The sequence below is a fragment of the Aureimonas sp. Leaf454 genome (assembly GCF_001424685.1).
GTDB lineage: Bacteria > Pseudomonadota > Alphaproteobacteria > Rhizobiales > Rhizobiaceae > Plantimonas.
The window spans coordinates 155,274-173,996 of sequence record NZ_LMQT01000001.1 but is presented as its reverse complement, the minus strand read 5'-3'; the positions used below and the strand labels follow the sequence as shown (position 1 = coordinate 173,996).

Here is an 18,723-nt window from a genome sequence, read left to right as displayed (position 1 = left end):
GATGGAATGGCGTGAGGAGGGCATCGTTCTCGGGGTTCGTCGCCACGGCGAGACCAGCGTCGTCGCGGAACTGATGACGCGGGCGCGCGGGCGCCATCTCGGGCTCGTGCGGGGCGGCCGATCGCGCAAGCAGCAGCCGGTGCTCCAGCCGGGAAACCAGGTCGAGGCGACCTGGCGGGCACGGCTCGACGAGCACATGGGCACGTTCGTCATCGAGCCGGTGGAGCTGCGCGCAGCCCGCCTCATGGAGACCCCGATCGGTCTCCACGGCATCCAGCTCCTGGCGGCGCATCTGCGACTCCTGCCGGAGCGAGATCCCCATCCCCGCCTCTATGACGGCTTGGAGATCATCGCCGAGCATCTGGGCGACGCCCGGCGATCGGGAGAACTTCTCCTGCGGTTCGAACTGGCGCTTCTGGAAGAGCTCGGCTTCGGTCTCGACCTGACCACCTGCGCCGCGACGGGTTCCAGCGAAGACCTCGTCTATGTCTCGCCGAAATCCGGCCGTGCGGTCAGTCGCCAAGCCGGTCGGCCCTGGCACGATCGGATGCTCGCTCTGCCGGGCTTCCTCGCCGAAGAGGGAGGACGGGCCGACGAACGAGCGCTGGCGGAGGGCTTCCGGCTGACGCGGCATTTCTTCGCCCGCCATGTCTGGGACGCCCGCGGCATCGACGAGCCGCCGTCGCGCGACGGCATGATCGCCGCAATCCACGCCGCGACGGTGGCGGCCGAGGGCTGATCGGCGCGATCGTCTTCCCCCCTCCCGTCTCCGCGTCAGGCGGGGACGAGAGCCCGCTCGACGGGCGCCTCGCGGATCGGCCAATGCACGATGGCGGCGAAGATGCCCATGCCGACGCCCAGCCACCACACGACGTCGTAGGAGCCAGTCTGCGCATAGAGCCTGCCGCCAAGCCACACGCCGAGGAACGAGCCGATCTGGTGCGACAGGAAGACCATGCCGCCGAGAAGCCCCAGATGGCGCGTGCCGAACATGATGGCCACGAGCCCGTTCGTGGGCGGGACGGTGGACAGCCAGAGAAGACCCATCACGACGGAGAAGACGACGACCGTCGTCGGCGAGGCCGGGACCAGCAGGAAGACGGTCACGGCGATCGAGCGGCCGATATAGATGAGGGCGAGGAAGATCGGCTTGGAATAGCGCTGTCCGATGATCCCGGACGCGATCGAGCCGATGACGTTGAAGAAGCCGATGAGGGCGAGGGCCGTCACCGCCCAGACGGGAGCGATGCCGAGGTCGGCGATATAGGCGGGGAAATGCGCGGTGATGAAGGCGACCTGAAAGCCGCAGACGAAGAAGCCGGAGGTGAGGAGAAGATAGCTCTTCGTCGCGAAGGCCTCGCGCATGGCCGCGCCCATGCTTTGTTCGACCTCCTCGCGCGTGACGCCGCCGCTCCTGCGGTTGCCCTTCAAGGCGACGGCGAGAAGCGGCACCAGGAGCATCATGGCGGACAGGACGAGGAGGGAATCGCTCCAGCCGAAGCGGTCGATGAGGCCCTGGCTGAGGGGCGCGAAGACGAACATGCCGAGCGAGCCTGCGGCCGTGCCGAGGCCGAAGACGAAGGACCGCTGCTCCGCCGAGACGTTGCGCGCGAAGGCGGCGAGGACGATTCCGAAGGAGCCGGCGGCGACGCCGAGGCCGACGAGGACGCCGGCTCCGATCGTGAGCCAGGCCGGCGAGGGGGCCACGGCGGTGATGGCGAGCCCCGCGGCATAGAGAATGCCGCTCATGACGAGGACGCGCGCCGTTCCCCAGCGGTCCGCGATGGCGCCGAAGATCGGCTGTCCCGCGCCCCAGAGAAGGTTCTGAACCGCGATCGCCATCGCGAAATCCTGGCGTCCCCAGCCCGTATCGGCCAGCATCGGCAGCTGGAAGAAGCCGATGGCCGAGCGCGGACCGAAGGTCAGCATGGCGATGGTGCAGCCCGCGAGAATCACCAGCCACGGGGTTGCGGCTCCCGAGGTCTGCGGCTTGGCATGCGTGGACATGGCTGATCTCCTCGAGCCCCGGCGCCGATCCTATGCGGGTTCCTCGCCGAGGGTGAGCCGCTTTTGGTGATGGAAGGCATCACCAGACGTCATCGATCGCCCGGCCCTCAGCGAAGGCCCGGGCGCCAGCCCGTCGCGTGCGCGCCTATGATCGCCGGTCGGGACCCTGCGTCGATCGCAGCGCGACTTTACTGTTCGGCGGGTTCGTCCAGGCCGAGCGGATCTTCGGTCGGTAGGGCGTTCTCGTCCGTCGGCGCCGGTCCGGTCTCGGCCGTCGGGGGCACGAGCATGTTGCCGTTCAGAACCACCGAGCCGTCGGCCTTGGTCGACACGATCCATTGCGAACGACCGTCCGGCAGCGCCTTCGCAAATCCCTTGGCGAGCGAAAGGCCGCCGACGATCTGGTTGACGGAGGGATCCGTCGCGGCCTCGGCCTGGAGCGTCGAGATGACGGTGTCGAGACCGGCGGCCTCGATGGTCATGTTCATCTCGGGCTGGATGCCGGCGAGAACCACGTCGCCGCTGAACGTCACGTCGAAGTCGCGGGCCTTCAGCCGGCTGGGTTCGAGGGTGAAGCGCGGCGGATTCTCGGAGAAGGCAAGGGCGATCGCGTCCGACGTCTCCGCCGGAAGCGCCGGATCCTTCGACAGGTCGAACTCCGCGATGGCACGCTTGGCCGGCGTCTCGAGATCGAGGCCGTCGACCTTCAGCGCCAGCGTGATGTCCTGCGGCATGAGGCTGGCCGTCCAGCCCGGCATCAGGGGAGATTGTGCGGACAGGCCTTCCAGCTCCAGCGCATAGCCGAGAGCGCCGGATTTCGAGATGCCGTCGCCCCGCAGCTTGACGGCGACCTTGGTCATCGAAAGCTTCCCGAAGGCGGACGAGATCTGGGTCTGGCCGAACGTGGAATGACCGTCGATCGTCGTCCAGATCGGCAAGGCGGCATTCAGAAGGGTCCGCAGTTCCTCCTGGTCGGCCACGATGGAGTCCTTGTCGGCCTTGGACACGGCGAAGGCCCAGAGGTCGAGGAGCGCGCGGCTCTTCATTCCAGTGAAGACGCTGGCGCTGTCCATCGTCGCGGCGGTGACGTCGACGGTGGCGTCCGGCGTTCCGGCGGCGGGGTCGGCCTTGATCGAAACGGTTTCGACGAGATTGGTCACCGTCTGGCGAACCGTCGCGTCGACCGCACCGTTCCCGCCATCCCTGCCGGACATCTCGTAGCCAATCCGGCCGATGGTCGCCTTCACGTCCGAAGCCGCGTCGCTCGCCGTGATGGTCGCGCCGGGATAGCTCGCGCTTCCCGACAGGAACGTGCCGAGTTTCGGCGCATAGACGCCGCTGAAGGTGCCGGCCTCGACCCGGTAGTCCGCGCTCTGGCGCACGCCTTGGCTCGTCACGTCGAACCGGATGGACAGTGCTTCGGCGCTCGAGACATCCCAGTTGCCGTCGGCACGCTCCGCGACGAGGAGCGAGACGGGCGCGACATCGAACGTCGAGCCGGGTTCGAGAAGGGCGGCGATCGCGGCGTTCGGAGACAGCGTGATGCGGTAGCCGGCGCCCTCCGGCGCGACGGCGATGATCTTCTTTTCGAAGGCCGACGGACCCGTATAGGCGGCGAGCGCTCCCGCCAGGGCGTCGGCTCCGGCCTGCGTCGCCGTCGTTTGAGCCGCGGCCGGTCCGATCAGGACCCAACCGATGGCGAAAGCAGTGGTCCGGCGCATCGCCTCTCTCCCGAAATTGGCGGAAACCCGTCGATCCGCAAAGGGTTACAAACACGATTACGCCGGTCGTTGCCAGTGTTCGCGGGGTCCGGCAAGACCTCGGCCGAAATCAAAGTCGACGCGGGGCGACAAAACTGGCAAACGCTGCCCCGGAATTGGGCACTGCGATCATCATGAAGCTTCCTCTCGTCACCAGGACCATCGCCGAACTGCGCGCGGCTTTGAACGCGGAGCGTCGCGGCGGGCGACGCATCGGGCTCGTGCCGACCATGGGATACCTGCATCGCGGGCACATGGCGCTGGTCGACCGCGCGCGGGACGTCAGCGACACCGTGGTCGTCTCGATCTTCGTCAATCCGACGCAGTTCGGGCCGGGCGAGGACCTGTCGACCTATCCGCGCGATCTCCACGGCGATCTCGCGCTTTGCGCGCGCCACGGAGTCGCGATCGTCTTCGCCCCCGACGTCGCCGAGATGTATCCCCAGCCGATGGAGACCGCCGTCGAGGTCACGTCCCTGTCCGGCATCCTCATCGGGGCTCAACGTCCGGGACACTTCCGGGGCGTGGCGACCGTCGTCGCCAAGCTCTTCAACATCGTCGCGCCCGACGTCGCCGTCTTCGGGGAAAAGGACTACCAGCAACTCGCCACGATCCGGCGGATGGTGCGGGATCTGTCTTTCGGCATCGAGATCCTGGGCGTTCCGACGGTGCGCGACGCGGATGGGCTCGCCGCCTCCTCGCGCAATGTCCGCCTGTCCGCGGAAGACCGCAGGGCCGCGGCCGTCATTCCGGCGGCGTTGGATCGAGCCGGCGACGCCGTCGCGCGCGGCGAGCGCGACCCGCATGCGATCGAGGCTCTGGTGCGGGCCGTGATCCAGGCCGAGCCGCGCGCCGACATCCGGTCGGTGGACGTTCGAGATGCGGACGACCTATCTGAGATACGGAGCGTCGAGCGGGCCGTCGTTCTCGTCACCGTCCGTTTCGGCGACGTGCTGCTCATCGACCAGCGCGAGGTCTCGAGCCCCGATGCGGGCATGATTCGAAGGGAAGTGCGGCCATGAGCGTCGAAGTCCAGGTCAAGCGCCAGAGTGCGCCCGCGATCCGGGCCCGCAAGGGCGGAGTGCCGATCGTCGCGCTCACCGCCTACAGCGCGTTGACGGCGCGCCTCGTCGATGCCGTTGCCGACCTGATCCTCGTCGGCGACAGCCTCGCCATGGTCGAGCACGGGCTGCCCTCCACGCTCGGCGCGACCCTCGACATGATGATCCTGCACGGGGCGAGCGTGGTTCGCGGCTCGGCCAGGGCGCAGGTGGTGGTGGATCTCCCCTTCGGCTCCTACGAGGAAAGCCCCGCGGTCGCCTTTCGCAACGCGGCGCGGCTGATGGCCGAGACCGGCTGCGGCGCGGTGAAGCTGGAAGGCGGTGCCCGCATGGCCGAGACGATCGGCTTCCTGACGGGCCGGGGCATCCCGGTCATGGCTCATGTCGGTTTGACGCCCCAGGCCGTCATGAGCTTCGGCGGCTTCAAGACGCAGGGCCGCGAGCGGGCGGAGTGGGAGGCGATCGAGCGAGATGCCCAAGCCGTCGCGGAGGCCGGTGCCTATGCCGTCGTGCTGGAGGGCGTCGTGGAGCCGCTTGCCGCGCGGATCACCGAGACGCTCGACATCCCGACGATCGGCATCGGCGCATCGGCGACCTGCGATGGCCAGATCCTCGTGCTCGAGGACATGCTCGGCCTGTCGCCGCGCGTTCCGCGCTTCGTCCATCGCTACGGCGCGCTCGCCGACCACGCGGCCGAGGCCATCGCGTCCTATGCGCAGGCCGTGCGCGACCGCAGTTTCCCCGGCCCGGACAACGTCTACCAGCCGAAGAACTGACCCGACACTTCGTCAGGACAGCGACAGCGGCAGCACGAAGGGCGTGCCGGAAAACGCGTCCGCGCCGCGCCCGATACCGGCGATGGCGCGGATCATCCGCCCCTCGCGACCGAGCCGCGCGTCGGCGAGCGCGATCAGACGGGCGTTCGGCGTTGCCGAGGGCGCGCGCCGCCGGAGTTCGGCGGCGAGCATCGCCTCGTCGATGCCGGGATCGATCGCGAGCGCGAGGATATAGGCCGCGGCCGTCGAGCGGCTGATCCCGGCATAGCAGTGGATCATCAGCGGCCTTCGTCGGTCCCATGCGCGGCCGAAGGCCAGGAGCCGGTCCAGATGATCGTCTGCCGGCAGGATCAGGCCATCCGCCGGGTCGACGATGTCGTTCATGCCGAGAAAGAGATGGCGCTCGGCCGCGATGGCCGCAGGACGCTCCATCACCGTCGCCGCGTTGATGAGCGTCACCATGTCGAGAGCGCCATGTTCGGCGACGGTCGCGGGAAGATCGGCGAGGGACGAGACGACGAGATAGGGCATTCAGGTCTTGCCTCCCGTGGCCGGTCTGCCGGCTGCGACCGTCCCCGCGTCGAGTTCGCGAAACCGGGCGAGGAACAGGCGCCCGACGACCTCGGCCGGCTTCGGCTCCAGGCTGGTGGCAGAGACCGCGCCCTCCGCCGGACGTCCGAAGAAGGCGCCGGCCTCCTCGGTCGAAAATCCGGCGAGCCGGGTCGCTTCGTGAAAGGCCGACAAGCGGTCTGCGGTCTTGATCGCCTTCAGGATCGCCGGCGGCAGAGTGGCGGGAAGGCCGAAGCGCAGATGGATCGCGCGCTGGAGGCGCTCTTCGACGAGCCGATAGTCGCCACCGACGACGCTCTTGAAGGGCGAGATCATGTCCCCGATCACATATTCGGGACCATCGTGGAGAAGCGCCGCCAGCCGCCAGCGGGGATCGTCGTCGGCAAACCGCACGGACGCCTCCACGATCAGCGAATGCTGGGCGACGGAAAACGCGTGTTCGCCGCGCGTCTGCCCGTTCCAGCGCGCGACGCGCGCAAGGCCATGCGCGATATCCTCGATTTCGATGTCGAGCGGAGATGGGTCGAGAAGGTCGAGACGCCGTCCGGACAGCATTCGTTGCCAGACGCGCGGCGGCTTGGTGCCGCTCACGAAGCGGTGTCCGCAGCTTCGGCGCCGGCTGCCGGTTCCGGCAGCGCGTAACCAGCCCAGGGTGGAATGCTCGCCTCCACCGGGACGCCGTCGGCGGACAGAGTTTCGCCGCTCGCCAAGGCCGAAGCGAGCCGGTCGATCCGCACCAGCGCCATGCCGGTCGCATCCGTCGCCGAGAGAACCGTGCCGATGACCCGCTCGCCGGCGCGGATCTCGGAGCCCGGCGTCAGATGACCATCGGCATCGATCAGCACCAGTCTGCGCCGCGCCGTGCCGCGGTGCTGCATGCGGGACACGACCTCCTGCCCGACATAGCAGCCCTTCCGGAACGAGACGCCGGCATTCTGGTCGAGCAGCACGTCGTGGGGAAAGACGTCCGAGGCGGGGAAGTCGCGTTCGGCCTCGGCCACGCCGGCGCGGATGCGCAGGGCGTCGAACTCGGCGGCCGGACGCTCGTCGAGGCCTTCGGGCGAGCGTCCGTACAGACGCCGGACCGCCGCTTCGGGAAATCGTCGATCCACGAGACCCGCCGTCTCGTCCCAGAGCGCGAAGACCTCGGTGTCCGGCGTCTGAAAGACGATCGGCGCGCGAAGCCGGTAGAGCGTCAGGCGTTTCAGCAGATCGGCGCGGGCGATGGCCGCCACGTCGATCCGGATGCCGTCCTCGATCCGGCTGAGGAGGAAGTCGAAGAGGATCTTGCCTTGCGGTGTCAGCAGCGCGGAGGGGCGAACCTCGTCGACGGAGAGGGCATCGACGTCCGAGGTCACCAGATTCTGAAGAAAGGCGGGCGCCGCTTCCCCCGTGACGAGAAGAAGGCTGCGGTCGAGGAGTCGGACAAAGGGCATGGCGGCTCGCTTCGATGCGGTTCCTGCGTTAGGTAGACGTGCGAGCCCGCCGGGACAAGCAAGGAGCCGCCCCTCGTGTCGAACCGCTACGATCTCGTTCTCAAGGGCGGCACTGTCGTCAATCACGACGGCGAAGGCCTCCGGGACGTCGGCTTGCGGGACGGGCGCATCGCGGCGATCGGCTCGATCGATGCCTCCGCCGCCGGCGAGGTGGTGGATTGTCGTGGCCTTCACGTCCTGCCCGGCGTCATCGACAGCCAGGTTCATTTTCGCGAACCCGGCCCGACGCACAAGGAGGACCTGCAATCGGGGTCGCGCGCGGCCGTTCTCGGCGGCGTCACCGCGGTCTTCGAGATGCCCAACACCGATCCTCTGACGACCAGCGAAGCCGCCCTCGCCGACAAGCTCTCCCGCGCCAGGGGCCGCATGCATTGCGACCATGCCTTCTGGGTGGGCGGTACGCGCGAGAACGCGGCCGACGTCGCCGACCTCGAACGCCTTCCGGGTGCAGCCGGGATCAAGGTCTTCATGGGCTCTTCCACGGGGAGCCTCCTCGTGGAGGATGACGAGGGCGTGTCGGAGATCCTGAAGCGCACGCGCCGCCGCGCCGCCTTCCACTCCGAGGACGAGTTCCGCCTGCGCGAGCGGCTGGGCGAGCGGGTGCCCGGCGATGCCGCGTCGCATCCGGTCTGGCGCGATGCCGTGGCGGCCCTGCGGTGCACGCAGCGGCTCGTCGCCATCGCGGAAGCGGCGCGCGCGCGCATCCACGTCCTCCACATTTCCACCGAGGAGGAGATCGCGTTTCTGCGCGATCACAAGGATCTCGTGACGGCGGAGGCGACCCCGCACCACCTCACGATGAGCTCCAAGGACTACGCCCGCCTCGGAACGCTCCTGCAGATGAATCCGCCGGTGCGGGACGCGCATCACCGCGACGGCATCTGGCGCGGCATCGCGGACGGGATCATCGACGTCCTCGGCTCCGACCACGCGCCGCACACGCTGGAGGAAAAGGCCAAGCCGTATCCGCAGTCGCCATCGGGCATGACAGGCGTGCAGACGCTCGTTCCGATCATGCTCGACCACGTGGCCAACGGCCGGCTGTCGCTCGCGCGTTTCGTCGATCTCACCTCCGCCGGGCCGCAGCGGATCTTCGGCATCGCCGGAAAGGGCCGCATCGCCTGCGGCTACGACGCCGATTTCACCATCGTCGACCTGAAGCGCCGGGAGACCATCCGCAACGGCTGGATCGGCTCGACATCGCAGTGGACGCCGTATGACGGCGTATCGGTGACGGGATGGCCGGTCGGCACCGTGGTGCGCGGGCAGCGCGTGATGTGGGACGGCGATATCGTGGCACCGGGGCTTGGCAAGCCCGTCCGCTTCGCGGAGTCGCTCGGCTAGCGAGCCGTGCTTCCGAAAGGGCGCTCGGAGAACGGTCCGGATCCGCTCATCCGCGCATCGTGTCGTCCAACGGACGAGCCGATGGCAGGGAGAATGCCGGCGGCAAGCGCCGGAAGCCGGACGGTTCGCGTCGTCACTCCAGTGTGAGGGACGGGCCCGGCCTTAGTCGCCCGCGACGAAGAACTGCAGCTTCCCATCGGGCGAGATGCCGACGCGATAGAAGTTGTATGCGCCGAAACCCAGCATTTCCTGATAGTCGCCGGCGGTGACGAGTTCGAAGAGCTCCACCTTCTGCGGCTTGGTCAGCTTGTCCACCGAGACGGCCGTGAAATAGGGCCAGATGTAGATTTCGTTGTCGCTGTCGGGCTCGCTGCGAACGTGACCGGCCTCGAGAACTTCCAGGAGAATGGCGAGGACTTCGACGCCGTCGCCGTCGCCGGACGTGGTCTTGAGATAGGCGATCGGATCGCCCTCGGCCCCGCCGAACGACAACAGCGTGCCGTCCTCGCCCGTTTGGATGTAAGGGCGAAGCGCCTCGATCTCGCCGGCCTTTGCGATCTCGATCAGCCGGGCGCGAAGATCGCGCACCGGCTGCGGCAGGCCGTCATCGCCATAAGCGATGGCGGGCGGTGGTCCACGGTCTTCCTGGACCGTGGCAGCGGCACCCGGCGGCACGCCGCTTTCGGACGCCGCGCCGTCGAGAGGCGTTTCGCCCGTCGGCCCGGCATCCTCCGGAGGCGTCGCATCCTCGGACGGGACCGCCTCTCCGGCCGGCGGGGACACCGGTTCCGTCGATGACACAGGCGGCGAGGCCTGCGTCGACCCCGTCGGCGCGGCCGGGCTCGCCGGCTCGCCGCCCGGCAGGGCAGGAGCGCTCGGCCTCGTCGGTTCCGACGGCGCGACCGTGGGTTCGGCCGGAGAAGCCGAGCCGGCCAGCGGGGGGAGGGGTACCGAAACGATGCCCTCGCGCTGCGGCGCCGCACCGTCCTTCGTGCCGATCTGCGAGAAGGCCGCGGCACCGTGCGAAAGAGCCAAGACCATCCAGAACGCCATCGCAGAACGCACGATGCCGGTCTTTCCGTCGGGGAGGAATGAGGTCATGCCGGGGATCTCGAACATCCGGCGGCGAGCGCGCCTATTGGAGGTTCCGGTCTGCACGAAACTCGCCGAATTCGATCCGCTGGCGCAGGCGCTCCAGGATGTCGAGGACCTCGTCCTCGCCGTGCAGGCGAACCAGCTCGGTCAAGGCGGTCGAGATGGCGGTTTCCGCCAGGATCTCGGCTTCGATCCCGTCCGAAATTCCATCGGCCCAGGCTTCGTGATGGTACTCGAAGGCGACCTGCTTCTTCTCGGCTTCGATCATCGCGTCGAGTTCGGCATTCTGCAAGTCGATCATCCCGATCCCTCTCATTGAGCCTTCCGGCTTCACCGCTCGTTAAGGTCCTACACGATCCCGGGGGCAACGCGCGCCCAACTTTGAGAGATCGTAAGCGAAGCGTTAATTTCCGTAGCGGGCACTGATTTCCCGACTGAGTGTTGCGCCTTCGCTTTGATAGCGCGACACGGCGAGCCGCGCTGCCGGCGTGCATTTGCGATACGTCGATTCGAAGGCGCGATAGCCGCTGTTGAAGCTCGCGATCAAAATCTTGCGGTCGGCTTCGTTGGGCGACTGCGCGTCGATCAGCTCGTTCATCGTCTCGCGCCATTGACCCGCGCCGGGGTCACCGCAGAGCGTGCGCAGGAAATGGATGGATCCGAGGATGGAGGACAATCGTCCGAGCGGCTTCATGAACGCCGCATCCGAAGGAGCGACGCCCGATGCCTCCGGCGCGGCCGCGCCCGTGGCCTCGCCCTTGGATGCGCCGGGCGCGGAGCCGGTCGCGGCAGGCGGCACGTCCGGGGACGCCGGCGGTTCCTGCGCCCATGTCGACCCGCCGCTGACAAGGGCGACCGCGATGAGCAGCGGCGGCACCACGCGCGAGACGGAGCGACATTTGTTCATGACGGACGATCTGAAGCCTCGTTAAGGCTTTTGCAAGGAAGCCGGAAATCTCGATCCGCATTGCCGCGCAACTGCGCCATTCGGGCAACATCGGCGGCGAGGTCAGGTCGGGTCAGAGGCCGAGCAGGTGCGAACGATGCGCGGACGCGACGATTTCCGCCAGTCCCCCCGTCAGCCGTTTGTCCGCATCCATGGCCGCGAGCTTGTCCACATCGTGGAACACGGCGGCGCGTGCGTCGTCGCCGGCATCGGGCTCGATTCCGACGGGCAGTTCCTGCGCCGCGCGATGCACCGCGATGACGGCATGGATCCCGGCCGCGGCCTCGATCGCCTCGTGAAGGCAGTAGAAGGCGTAGCGGGGAAGGTTGATGCCGGTCTCCTCCTCCACCTCGCGACGCACGGCCGCTTCCAGCCGCTCTCCGAACGAGACCCGGCCGCCGGGAAGGCTCCAGAGCCCCTCGTAGGGACCGCGGGCGCGCTTCACGAGAAGCACCTTTCTGGCGCGAAAGATGCAGGCTGAAACGCCGACGACGGGAGGGCGGGGATCGGAGTTGTGGACAAGGTGGCTCATGGCATGGGGACGTAGATGGGAAGGCGCCGCCCGGCAAGGGCCAGGTGCTTGACGGACGGTCGCGCCTGAGGCTCAAGGGCCCGCATGTGCGGACGATACACGCTCACCGCGACGCCGGCCGAGGTGGCTGCGATGCTCGACCTCGACGACCTCGACGGCTTTCCACCGCGCTACAACATCGCGCCGACCCAGCCGATCCTCATCGTGCTCGGCGGGCGCGACGTGCGGCCGGAGGCATCCCGCGAGGCGCGGGAGGGACGGCTCGTGCGCTGGGGCTTCCTGCCGGGCTGGCTGAAGGATCCGACCAGCGCCTCGCTCACCTTCAACGCCCGAGCCGAGACGGCGGCGCAGAAGCCGAGCTTTCGCGGCGCGATGCGCCACCGCCGGTGCCTCGTGCCCGCCAGCGGCTTCTACGAATGGCGGCGCGGTGCCGGGACGTCGAAGAGCCAGCCCTATTTCGTGCGGCCCCGGTCCGGCCGGCCCGTCGCCTTCGCCGGCATCATGGAAACGTGGCATGCCGCAGACGGTTCGGAGATCGACACGGCTGCGATCCTGACCACAAAGGCCAATGCGACCCTCGCCGCGATTCACGCGCGGATGCCGGTCACGATCGCACCTGCGGAGGTCGCGCGCTGGCTGGATTGCCGGCAGTTCGAGCCCCGCGAGATCGCAGACCTCCTCGCACCGGCCGCAGAGGCGGTTTACGAGGCTTTCGCAGTGTCCGACCTCGTGAACTCGGCTGCTCACATGGGACCGGAGCTTCAGGTGCCGATCGAGGAGAGCGCCGATGCGACGGGCGAGGGGCCAGAGGGCCCGGCACAGGGCAGCCTCTTTTGAGGGGGGATCGTCGCGCCGGTCCTCGTTCTGCCGGCGTCGGTCACGCCGCCGGCAGGGTTTTCGCGAACCGGCTCTTCGGTTCGCCGACGTCGTTGCGTCGAGCGCTTCGATTGTGTGCGATCAGTCGGAGTAGCCGACCACGGCGGTGCGGCGCGGCGCGTCGCCCTGCTGCTGCTGCTTCTGCTTGCCGCGGAAGGCCTGGTTGGCGGCGGCGATCGCCGCAATGCCGATTTCGCCATACTGTGCGAGGAGGTTGACGTCCTGCTCGCGTTCGCTCTTCGAACGAAACTTCACAACGCTCTGGTTCATGTCTCTTTTCCAAGGGTTCGGCCGGTTCCGGCTCGTGCAGCCCCAAAAGCGGCTGCGATTGAGACAGATTAGAGGCGAGTGATAACCGAACCTTAAACACGAATTCTTTCTTCATGACTTGAAGACGTTAAGTGGCGCTGCGGACACACCGGGTCCGGTGCCGGACCCGTGGGCGAGCCGCTGGACGGTTGCCCCGTTCCTCTCGAGCCTCTATCGCCTCGGCAGGACGGATCGGCCGAGGACGGATCATGCAGGACGACGGCTTCAGGGGCTTGCGCCTCACCAACACGATGACGCGATCGAAGGAAGACCTTCGTCCTCTCGACTGGCGGGAGGGAAGCGGTGTGGCGCCGTCGGAACGGCGCGTGCGCCTCTACGTCTGCGGCCCGACGGTCTACGACTTCGCCCATATCGGCAATGCGAGGCCGGTGATCGTCTTCGATCTGCTCTTCCGGCTGCTTCGCCATCTCTATGGCGTGGATCATGTCACCTATGTGCGCAACATCACGGATGTCGACGACAAGATCAACGCGCGGGCGGCTCGCGATTTTCCCGGCCTGCCGCTGAACGAGGCGATCCGGCGCGTGACCGAGCCGACGGCGGCGCAGTTCCAGAAGGACGCCGAGGCTCTGGGTTGCCTCGCGCCGAGCGTCCAACCGCGCGCGACCGACTTCGTCACCCCTCGCGGGGATGGCCGACCCGACATGATCTCGATGATCGAGGCCCTGATCGCCCGGGGGCACGCCTACGAGGCCGGCGGGGAGGTGCTCTTCGACGTCACCTCCATGGCCGATTACGGTCGGCTCTCCAACCGCAGGCTCGACGAACAGCAGGCGGGCGCCCGCGTCGCCGTCGATGCCCACAAGCGCCATCCCGGCGACTTCGTCCTCTGGAAGCTATCCTCCGTGGAGGAACCCGGCTGGGACAGCCCCTGGGGCCGCGGCCGGCCGGGCTGGCACATCGAGTGCTCGGTGATGAGCGAGGCCTATCTCGGCGCGATCTTCGACATCCACGGCGGCGGGCTGGATCTGATCTTTCCGCACCACGAGAACGAAATCGCCCAGTCTCGCTGCGCCCACGGCACCGACGGGATGGCCGAGATCTGGATGCACAACGGCTTCCTCCAGGTGGAGGGCCGGAAGATGTCGAAGTCGGACGGCAACTTCGTCACGATCGACGATCTCCTCTCGACGGGGACCTTCGGGGCCCGGACGTGGCCGGGCGAGGTGCTGCGGCTTGCGATGCTGATGACGCATTATCGTGAGCCGATCGACTTCTCGCTGCGGCGACTGGAAGAGGCCGAGGGCATGCTGGTTCGTTGGGCGAAGGCCGTCGCCGGCGTGGAGGCAGAGGCCGCGGCGATCGATCCGGCCATCCTGAAGCCGCTCCTCGACGATCTGAACTTCGCTGGAACCCGCGTCGTCCTGGACCGGATGGTGAAATCGGCCGAACGGAACGAGGATGGCGCGAAGGTCGCCTTGCGGAGCGCGCTCTCGTTCCTCGGTTTCGATCGCTTGCCGGCGGAAGCCGATGCGTCCGCCGCCGTCGGGGGAGAGGTCGAAGCCGATGTCGAGGCTCGCATTCAGCAGCGCCTCGAATTCCTTCGGGCCCGAGACTTCGCGCAGGCCGACCGGATCCGCGACGAGCTTCTCGGCAAGGGCATCCAGCTGAAGGACGGGAAGGACAACGTCTCGGGCGAGCGATTCACCACGTGGGAGGTCAAGCGGTAGACGTGACCCGTTTTTTGGCCACGATAGGAAGCTGACATTTCGGTTCCGAGGATAAGGTATGCGCGAGGTGAGACTGCAGGAGGCGAAGATGAATTTGTCGAGGCTTGTCGACGAGGCGGCGGCCGGCCGGCCCTTCGTGATCGTCAAGGCCGGCCGGCCGATGGTCAAGGTCACGCAGCTGAGCGCCGACATGCCCCGGACGGAAGAGGCCTGGGTCGAACCGAACTGGAGCACCGACGAGAAGACCGTCGGGGATGACGAGCGCCACATGGCCTTCATCCGCACGATGTTCGACGATGACGGTGAGGCCGAGAGCGGGACCGAAACCGCCAAATAGCAGGTCTCGGCCGAAGACCGGAGCGCCCTGAGAACGTCGCGGACGGGGCCGGGCGGATCGCGGCGGGTTCGACCATCCGGGGGCGGATCCGAGGTGTCGCGCGCCGCGCTCGACGTGATCCCCGAAGCCCGACCGAAGAGAGCGCTGTTGCATTGGCCGGCGCGCACCGCCACAATCGGAAACGACGGGGCCGGAAAACGGCGCCCTTTTCTTCGGCTCGGCCGACGTCCCTGAAGCTGGCGTCGTTCGGCTTTCGCTGAGAGAATGCGACGAGCGCGGACGTATCGCCTTCGCTCGTCTCCGTGTCGCGTCGTCGGAGACGACGGTTCTCTTCGATCGAACCGCACGAGCTTTCGCGCGCAGCCTCCCGACGGTTCGCCGGCCTCGTGCCCCACATTCCAGAGTCCCATGTCCGAAACCGGCAAGCCCTATCCCCCGATCGAGCCCTATCGCGTCGGTCGTCTCGACGTCGGCGATGGCCACACGCTTTACTATGAGCTCTGTGGCAACCCCCACGGAAAGCCCGTCGTGTTCCTCCATGGGGGGCCGGGAAGCGGCTTCGGTTCGCATCATCGACGGCTCTTCGATCCCGCGCGCTACCACATCCTTCTCTTCGACCAGCGGGGCGCCGGGCGATCAATGCCGCAGGGCGAGCTGGAGGCGAACACGACCTGGCACCTTGTCTCCGATCTCGAGCGTTTCCGTCAGATGATGGGCGTCGAGCGTTGGATGCTGTTCGGCGGATCCTGGGGAGCGACGTTGGCGCTCGCCTATGCCGAACGCCATCCGGAGCGCGTTCGCGCCTTGATTCTCCGGGGCGTCTTCACCGGCCGGGCGTGCGAGCTCGACTGGTTCTTCCGCGACGGGGCCAATCGACTGTTTCCGGACCTCTGGGAGCGGTTCCTCGCCCCGCTCTCCGAGGCGGAGCGCGAGTCGCCGCTTCGCGCCTATCGGGATCGCCTCACGAGCCAGGATCGGCGCGTGCGGGCCGAGGCCGCCGGAGCCTGGTCCGCCTGGGAGGCCGGAACGGTGACGCTGAGACGCGACAACGGGCGTCCCTTTCCCGCCCCGCACGGTGCCGCCGGCGTGAGCGAGGCGACCATCGCCTTTTCCCGAATCGAGAACCACTACTTCATCCACGATCTTTGGCTGGAGGAAGGGCAGATCCTTCGAGACGTCTCGCGGCTGGCCGGCATTCCCGGCATCATCGTTCAGGGACGCTACGATGTGGTCACGCCGGCTGCGACGAGCCATGCGCTGCACAAGGGCTGGCCGGGCTCGGATTATCGGATGGTGGAGGGTGCCGGCCACGCCTTCTCGGAGCCGGGCGTTCTGGCCGAACTTCTCGCCGCCACCGATCGTTTCGCTGAACTCTGAACTCTGAATTCTGAACGTTAGGGGAAGGGATCGATCCATGTCTCTCGACAACAAGCCGGTCTATACCGGCGGCTGCCAGTGCGGTGCTGTCCGGTTCCGCGTCGAGGGCGCGCTCGGACGTGCATCCATCTGCCATTGCCGGATGTGCCAGAAGGCGTTCGGCGCCTTCTACGCTCCGCTCGTCAATGTCGACGACGACACGATTCGATGGACGCGGGGAGAGCCTTCGCGGTTCGCGTCGTCCGATCTCGTGCGCCGCGGTTTCTGTTCCGCCTGCGGGACGCCGTTGACCTACGAGGCGCCGGACGGTCTGGCCCTGGCGATCGGCGCCTTCGACGATCCGTCCACCGTCGCACCGATCCTGCAGTTCGGGACCGAAGCCAAGCTCGCCTATGTCGATCGCCTGCACCAGCTGCCCGCGCGCGGGACGGCGGACGATACGGCGGATGCCCCCTTCCTCGACGATCTCGTCTCCAACCAGCATCCGGACCACGAAACCGATGCCGACTGGAAACCGAAGCCATGAGCGAAGCGTGTGGCCTCCATCCCGGCATGGACCTTGAAGGCCGCCGGTCATTGCGACGGCGGCGACCGGCATGACGTGAAGCGCGAAGGGGTCGGAACGCCCGGCTTTTGGCCGGCCATCGTCATGTGGGGCGGCCCCGGTTCTGGTCCTCGCGCGAGGCCGGATCACCGCCGCCGCTTCGATCCCGCCCCTTGTGGCTTCTCTGCGTGATCCCGTGCGCGGCTGCCGGGACGCATCGCGAATGCGTCGACGGGAGGCCCGTTGTCTGATCCGCCGGGGAGCGGTTCGCACGGCGTCTTGTCTTCGCAACCGGCGAAGCCTATCCCCACCGGAGCGGCGGCGCGTCGATCCTTCGAGGCCGCGATCCTCCCGGGAAGCTCGATCCATGCAGCGTGACCCGTCGGCGACCTCGCGGGGCCTCGGCTTCGCGCTCGGCGCCTATCTCATCTGGGGACTGATCGTTCCCATGTACATGAAGCAGCTCGCCCATGTGCCGCCGCTGGAGATCGTCGCCCAGCGCATCGTCTGGGCGCTGCCGTTCACGCTGCTGGTCATCTGGTGGCGCGGTCTCTTCGGGACCGTCGCCGCGATCTTCCGTTCGCCGCGCGATCTCGGCGTGCTCGCCGCGACCGCCACGATCATCTCGGTCAATTTCGGCGTCTACATCTATGCGCTCACGGCCGGTCACGCGATCGACGCCGCGCTCGGCTACTACATCAACCCGCTGATCAACGTTCTTCTCGGCGCGCTTTTCCTCGGCGAAAGGCCGACGCGCGCGCAGAGCCTCGCGCTCGCCCTCGCCACCCTCGCCGTCGCGATCCTGACGATCCTGGCGGGTGGCCTGCCCTGGATCGCCCTCGTCCTGTCCATGTCCTTCGGCGTCTACGGTCTGCTCCGCAAGGTCATTCCGGTCGGCCCGATCGAAGGTTTCTTCGTGGAAATGCTGATCCTCATCGGCCCCGCGGGCGTCCTGCTCCTCGTCCTCGCCGCCCGCGAGCCGAGCCATTTCACGGCGGACATGCCGACCGCGATCCTGCTCGTCGTCTCGGGACCGCTCGTCGCGATCCCGATGATCCTCTTCGCGGCGGGGGCGAAGCTCCTCGACTATTCCACGATCGGGATGATGCAGTATCTCTCGCCGACGCTGCTCTTCCTGACGGCGGTCTTCGTCTTCGGCGAACCGTTCTCGGGCTGGCAGCTCGTCGCTTTCGCCCTCATCTGGATGGCGGTCGCGATCTACGTCGCGTCCCTTCTCAACGAGCGGCGCGCACGCCGACGCGCGGAGCGGGCCGATCTCGAGACCGTGCCGCCCTGCGCGTAACCGCCCGCCGCCGGTGCCTTCGGCGATCAGAGCTTCTCGATCACCGCGAGATCGCCGGAGGAGACCTTCGCCGTTTGGGCGGCCGAGGATCTGAGGCTCGGCACGATGTCCTCCGCCCGGTCGATCACGAGCGGGCGCACCTGATGGGCGGTGTGGATGTAGCCCTCCGCCCGCATATGGTCGAGGAGCGCCGAGAGGGGATCCCAGAAGCCTCCGACATTGGCGATGACGACGGGCTTGCGATGACGGCCGAGCTGGCCCCAGGTCATGATCTCGATCAGTTCCTCCAGCGTGCCGATGCCGCCGGGAAGGGCGACGAAGGCATCGGAGCGCTCGAACATGATGTGCTTGCGCTGGTGCATGTCCTCGGTGACGATCAGCTCGTCCAGGCGCTTCAACTCCCGCTCCGTCGCCTCCATGTCGATGAGGAAGCGGGGGATGACGCCGGTCACCTGACCGCCTGCGCGGATCACCGCATCGGCGACGGCACCCATGATGCCTTTGGTGCCGCCCCCGTAGACGAGGCGGATGCCGGCTTGGCCGATGGCGGTCCCGAGCGTTTCCGCCGCCGCGAGATGAGAAGCGTCCCGGCCGGATGAGGAGCCGCAATAGACGCAGACGGATCGAATCGTGTTCATGTAGCCAAGGTCGGATGCTGCGCCGCGGAGGTCAAGCCGCACCCTCGCGAAAGGCGGCCGA

21 protein-coding genes are annotated in these 18,723 nt (G+C 67.7%); 10 read left to right on the top strand and 11 right to left on the bottom strand.

The window, feature by feature from the left end:
- The first annotated feature begins 1 nt into the window (after window position 1).
- The gene (gene recO, locus ASG43_RS00800; RefSeq protein ID WP_056499195.1) at window positions 2–739 is read left to right on the top strand and encodes a DNA repair protein RecO; all 738 of its coding nucleotides are present in this window, start codon (window positions 2–4) and stop codon (window positions 737–739) included.
- A gap of 35 nt (window positions 740–774) precedes the next feature.
- Here the strand turns inward: recO and ASG43_RS00795 are convergent, their stop codons facing one another.
- Both ASG43_RS00795 and ASG43_RS00790 read right to left on the bottom strand, forming a co-directional pair.
- Window positions 775–2,007: an MFS transporter gene (locus tag ASG43_RS00795; RefSeq protein WP_056499194.1), complete on the bottom strand. Its 1,233-nt coding sequence runs from the start codon at window positions 2,005–2,007 to the stop codon at window positions 775–777.
- Window positions 2,008–2,195: 188 nt separating this feature from the next.
- Entirely contained in the window at window positions 2,196–3,728 is a 1,533-nt protein-coding gene (locus ASG43_RS00790; RefSeq protein ID WP_056499191.1) for a hypothetical protein, read from the bottom strand.
- A 173-nt stretch (window positions 3,729–3,901) separates the two neighbouring features.
- Here ASG43_RS00790 and panC point away from each other — a divergent pair, with 173 nt between their 5' ends.
- Window positions 3,902–4,789, top strand: coding sequence for a pantoate--beta-alanine ligase (panC, locus tag ASG43_RS00785; RefSeq protein ID WP_056499189.1), 888 nt, complete (start codon window positions 3,902–3,904; stop codon window positions 4,787–4,789).
- Window positions 4,786–5,604, top strand: a complete 819-nt coding sequence (gene panB / locus ASG43_RS00780) for a 3-methyl-2-oxobutanoate hydroxymethyltransferase (protein WP_056499187.1) — start codon at window positions 4,786–4,788, stop codon at window positions 5,602–5,604. Before panC ends, panB begins: the two co-directional genes overlap by 4 nt.
- A 12-nt stretch (window positions 5,605–5,616) precedes the next feature.
- Here the strand turns inward: panB and ASG43_RS00775 are convergent, their stop codons facing one another.
- The 3 genes from ASG43_RS00775 to ASG43_RS00765 are packed head-to-tail and all read right to left on the bottom strand — an operon-like array spanning window position 5,617 to window position 7,610.
- The gene (locus tag ASG43_RS00775) at window positions 5,617–6,135 is read right to left on the bottom strand and encodes a hypothetical protein (RefSeq protein ID WP_056499186.1); all 519 of its coding nucleotides are present in this window, start codon (window positions 6,133–6,135) and stop codon (window positions 5,617–5,619) included.
- A complete protein-coding gene (locus ASG43_RS00770) occupies window positions 6,136–6,729 on the bottom strand; it encodes an HD family hydrolase (protein WP_156386434.1) in 594 nt (197 codons plus the stop codon).
- A 32-nt stretch (window positions 6,730–6,761) separates the two neighbouring features.
- Complete coding sequence (locus ASG43_RS00765; protein WP_056499181.1) at window positions 6,762–7,610, bottom strand: folate-binding protein YgfZ; 849 nt, start codon at window positions 7,608–7,610, stop codon at window positions 6,762–6,764.
- A gap of 75 nt (window positions 7,611–7,685) precedes the next feature.
- On the opposite strand from ASG43_RS00765, the gene ASG43_RS00760 reads away from it, so the two are divergent.
- Window positions 7,686–9,014, top strand: a complete 1,329-nt coding sequence (locus ASG43_RS00760; protein ID WP_056499179.1) for a dihydroorotase — start codon at window positions 7,686–7,688, stop codon at window positions 9,012–9,014.
- Between the two features lie 162 nt (window positions 9,015–9,176).
- Here the strand turns inward: ASG43_RS00760 and ASG43_RS00755 are convergent, their stop codons facing one another.
- The 4 genes from ASG43_RS00755 to ASG43_RS00735 form a co-directional block, all read right to left on the bottom strand.
- Window positions 9,177–10,115, bottom strand: coding sequence for a hypothetical protein (locus tag ASG43_RS00755; protein ID WP_156386317.1), 939 nt, complete (start codon window positions 10,113–10,115; stop codon window positions 9,177–9,179).
- Window positions 10,116–10,149: 34 nt separating this feature from the next.
- Window positions 10,150–10,410 carry a hypothetical protein gene (locus ASG43_RS00750; protein ID WP_156386316.1) on the bottom strand — a complete coding sequence of 87 codons (261 nt, stop codon included), beginning with the start codon at window positions 10,408–10,410 and terminating at the stop codon, window positions 10,150–10,152.
- A 102-nt stretch (window positions 10,411–10,512) separates the two neighbouring features.
- Window positions 10,513–10,989: a TIGR02301 family protein gene (locus ASG43_RS21915; protein ID WP_244487940.1), complete on the bottom strand. Its 477-nt coding sequence runs from the start codon at window positions 10,987–10,989 to the stop codon at window positions 10,513–10,515.
- A 139-nt stretch (window positions 10,990–11,128) separates the two neighbouring features.
- The gene (locus tag ASG43_RS00735) at window positions 11,129–11,587 is read right to left on the bottom strand and encodes an NUDIX domain-containing protein (RefSeq protein WP_056499166.1); all 459 of its coding nucleotides are present in this window, start codon (window positions 11,585–11,587) and stop codon (window positions 11,129–11,131) included.
- 84 nt (window positions 11,588–11,671) lie between these two features.
- On the opposite strand from ASG43_RS00735, the gene ASG43_RS00730 reads away from it, so the two are divergent.
- Window positions 11,672–12,424: an SOS response-associated peptidase gene (locus ASG43_RS00730; protein ID WP_056499164.1), complete on the top strand. Its 753-nt coding sequence runs from the start codon at window positions 11,672–11,674 to the stop codon at window positions 12,422–12,424.
- A 120-nt stretch (window positions 12,425–12,544) separates the two neighbouring features.
- On the opposite strand, the gene ASG43_RS00725 is transcribed toward ASG43_RS00730, so the two are convergent.
- On the bottom strand, window positions 12,545–12,733 hold the full coding sequence (locus ASG43_RS00725) for a hypothetical protein (protein WP_056499161.1): 189 nt from the start codon (window positions 12,731–12,733) through the stop codon (window positions 12,545–12,547).
- A 248-nt stretch (window positions 12,734–12,981) separates the two neighbouring features.
- Between ASG43_RS00725 and cysS the strand changes: the two genes are divergently transcribed.
- From cysS to rarD, 5 genes are all read left to right on the top strand, one after another.
- Window positions 12,982–14,463 (top strand): cysteine--tRNA ligase, encoded by a 1,482-nt coding sequence (gene cysS, locus ASG43_RS00720; RefSeq protein WP_056499158.1) that lies wholly within the window; start codon window positions 12,982–12,984, stop codon window positions 14,461–14,463.
- Window positions 14,464–14,521: 58 nt separating this feature from the next.
- A complete protein-coding gene (locus ASG43_RS00715; RefSeq protein WP_056499157.1) occupies window positions 14,522–14,800 on the top strand; it encodes a type II toxin-antitoxin system prevent-host-death family antitoxin in 279 nt (92 codons plus the stop codon).
- A gap of 408 nt (window positions 14,801–15,208) precedes the next feature.
- On the top strand, window positions 15,209–16,177 hold the full coding sequence (gene pip / locus ASG43_RS00710) for a prolyl aminopeptidase (protein WP_056499155.1): 969 nt from the start codon (window positions 15,209–15,211) through the stop codon (window positions 16,175–16,177).
- 37 nt (window positions 16,178–16,214) lie between these two features.
- On the top strand, window positions 16,215–16,703 hold the full coding sequence (locus ASG43_RS00705) for a GFA family protein (protein ID WP_056499152.1): 489 nt from the start codon (window positions 16,215–16,217) through the stop codon (window positions 16,701–16,703).
- 385 nt (window positions 16,704–17,088) lie between these two features.
- Window positions 17,089–18,024, top strand: coding sequence for an EamA family transporter RarD (gene rarD / locus ASG43_RS00700; protein WP_056499147.1), 936 nt, complete (start codon window positions 17,089–17,091; stop codon window positions 18,022–18,024).
- A gap of 26 nt (window positions 18,025–18,050) precedes the next feature.
- Here rarD and ASG43_RS00695 read toward each other — a convergent pair whose 3' ends face one another.
- A complete protein-coding gene (locus ASG43_RS00695) occupies window positions 18,051–18,662 on the bottom strand; it encodes a TIGR00730 family Rossman fold protein (protein WP_056499144.1) in 612 nt (203 codons plus the stop codon).
- Between the last annotated feature and the right edge of the window lie 61 nt (window positions 18,663–18,723).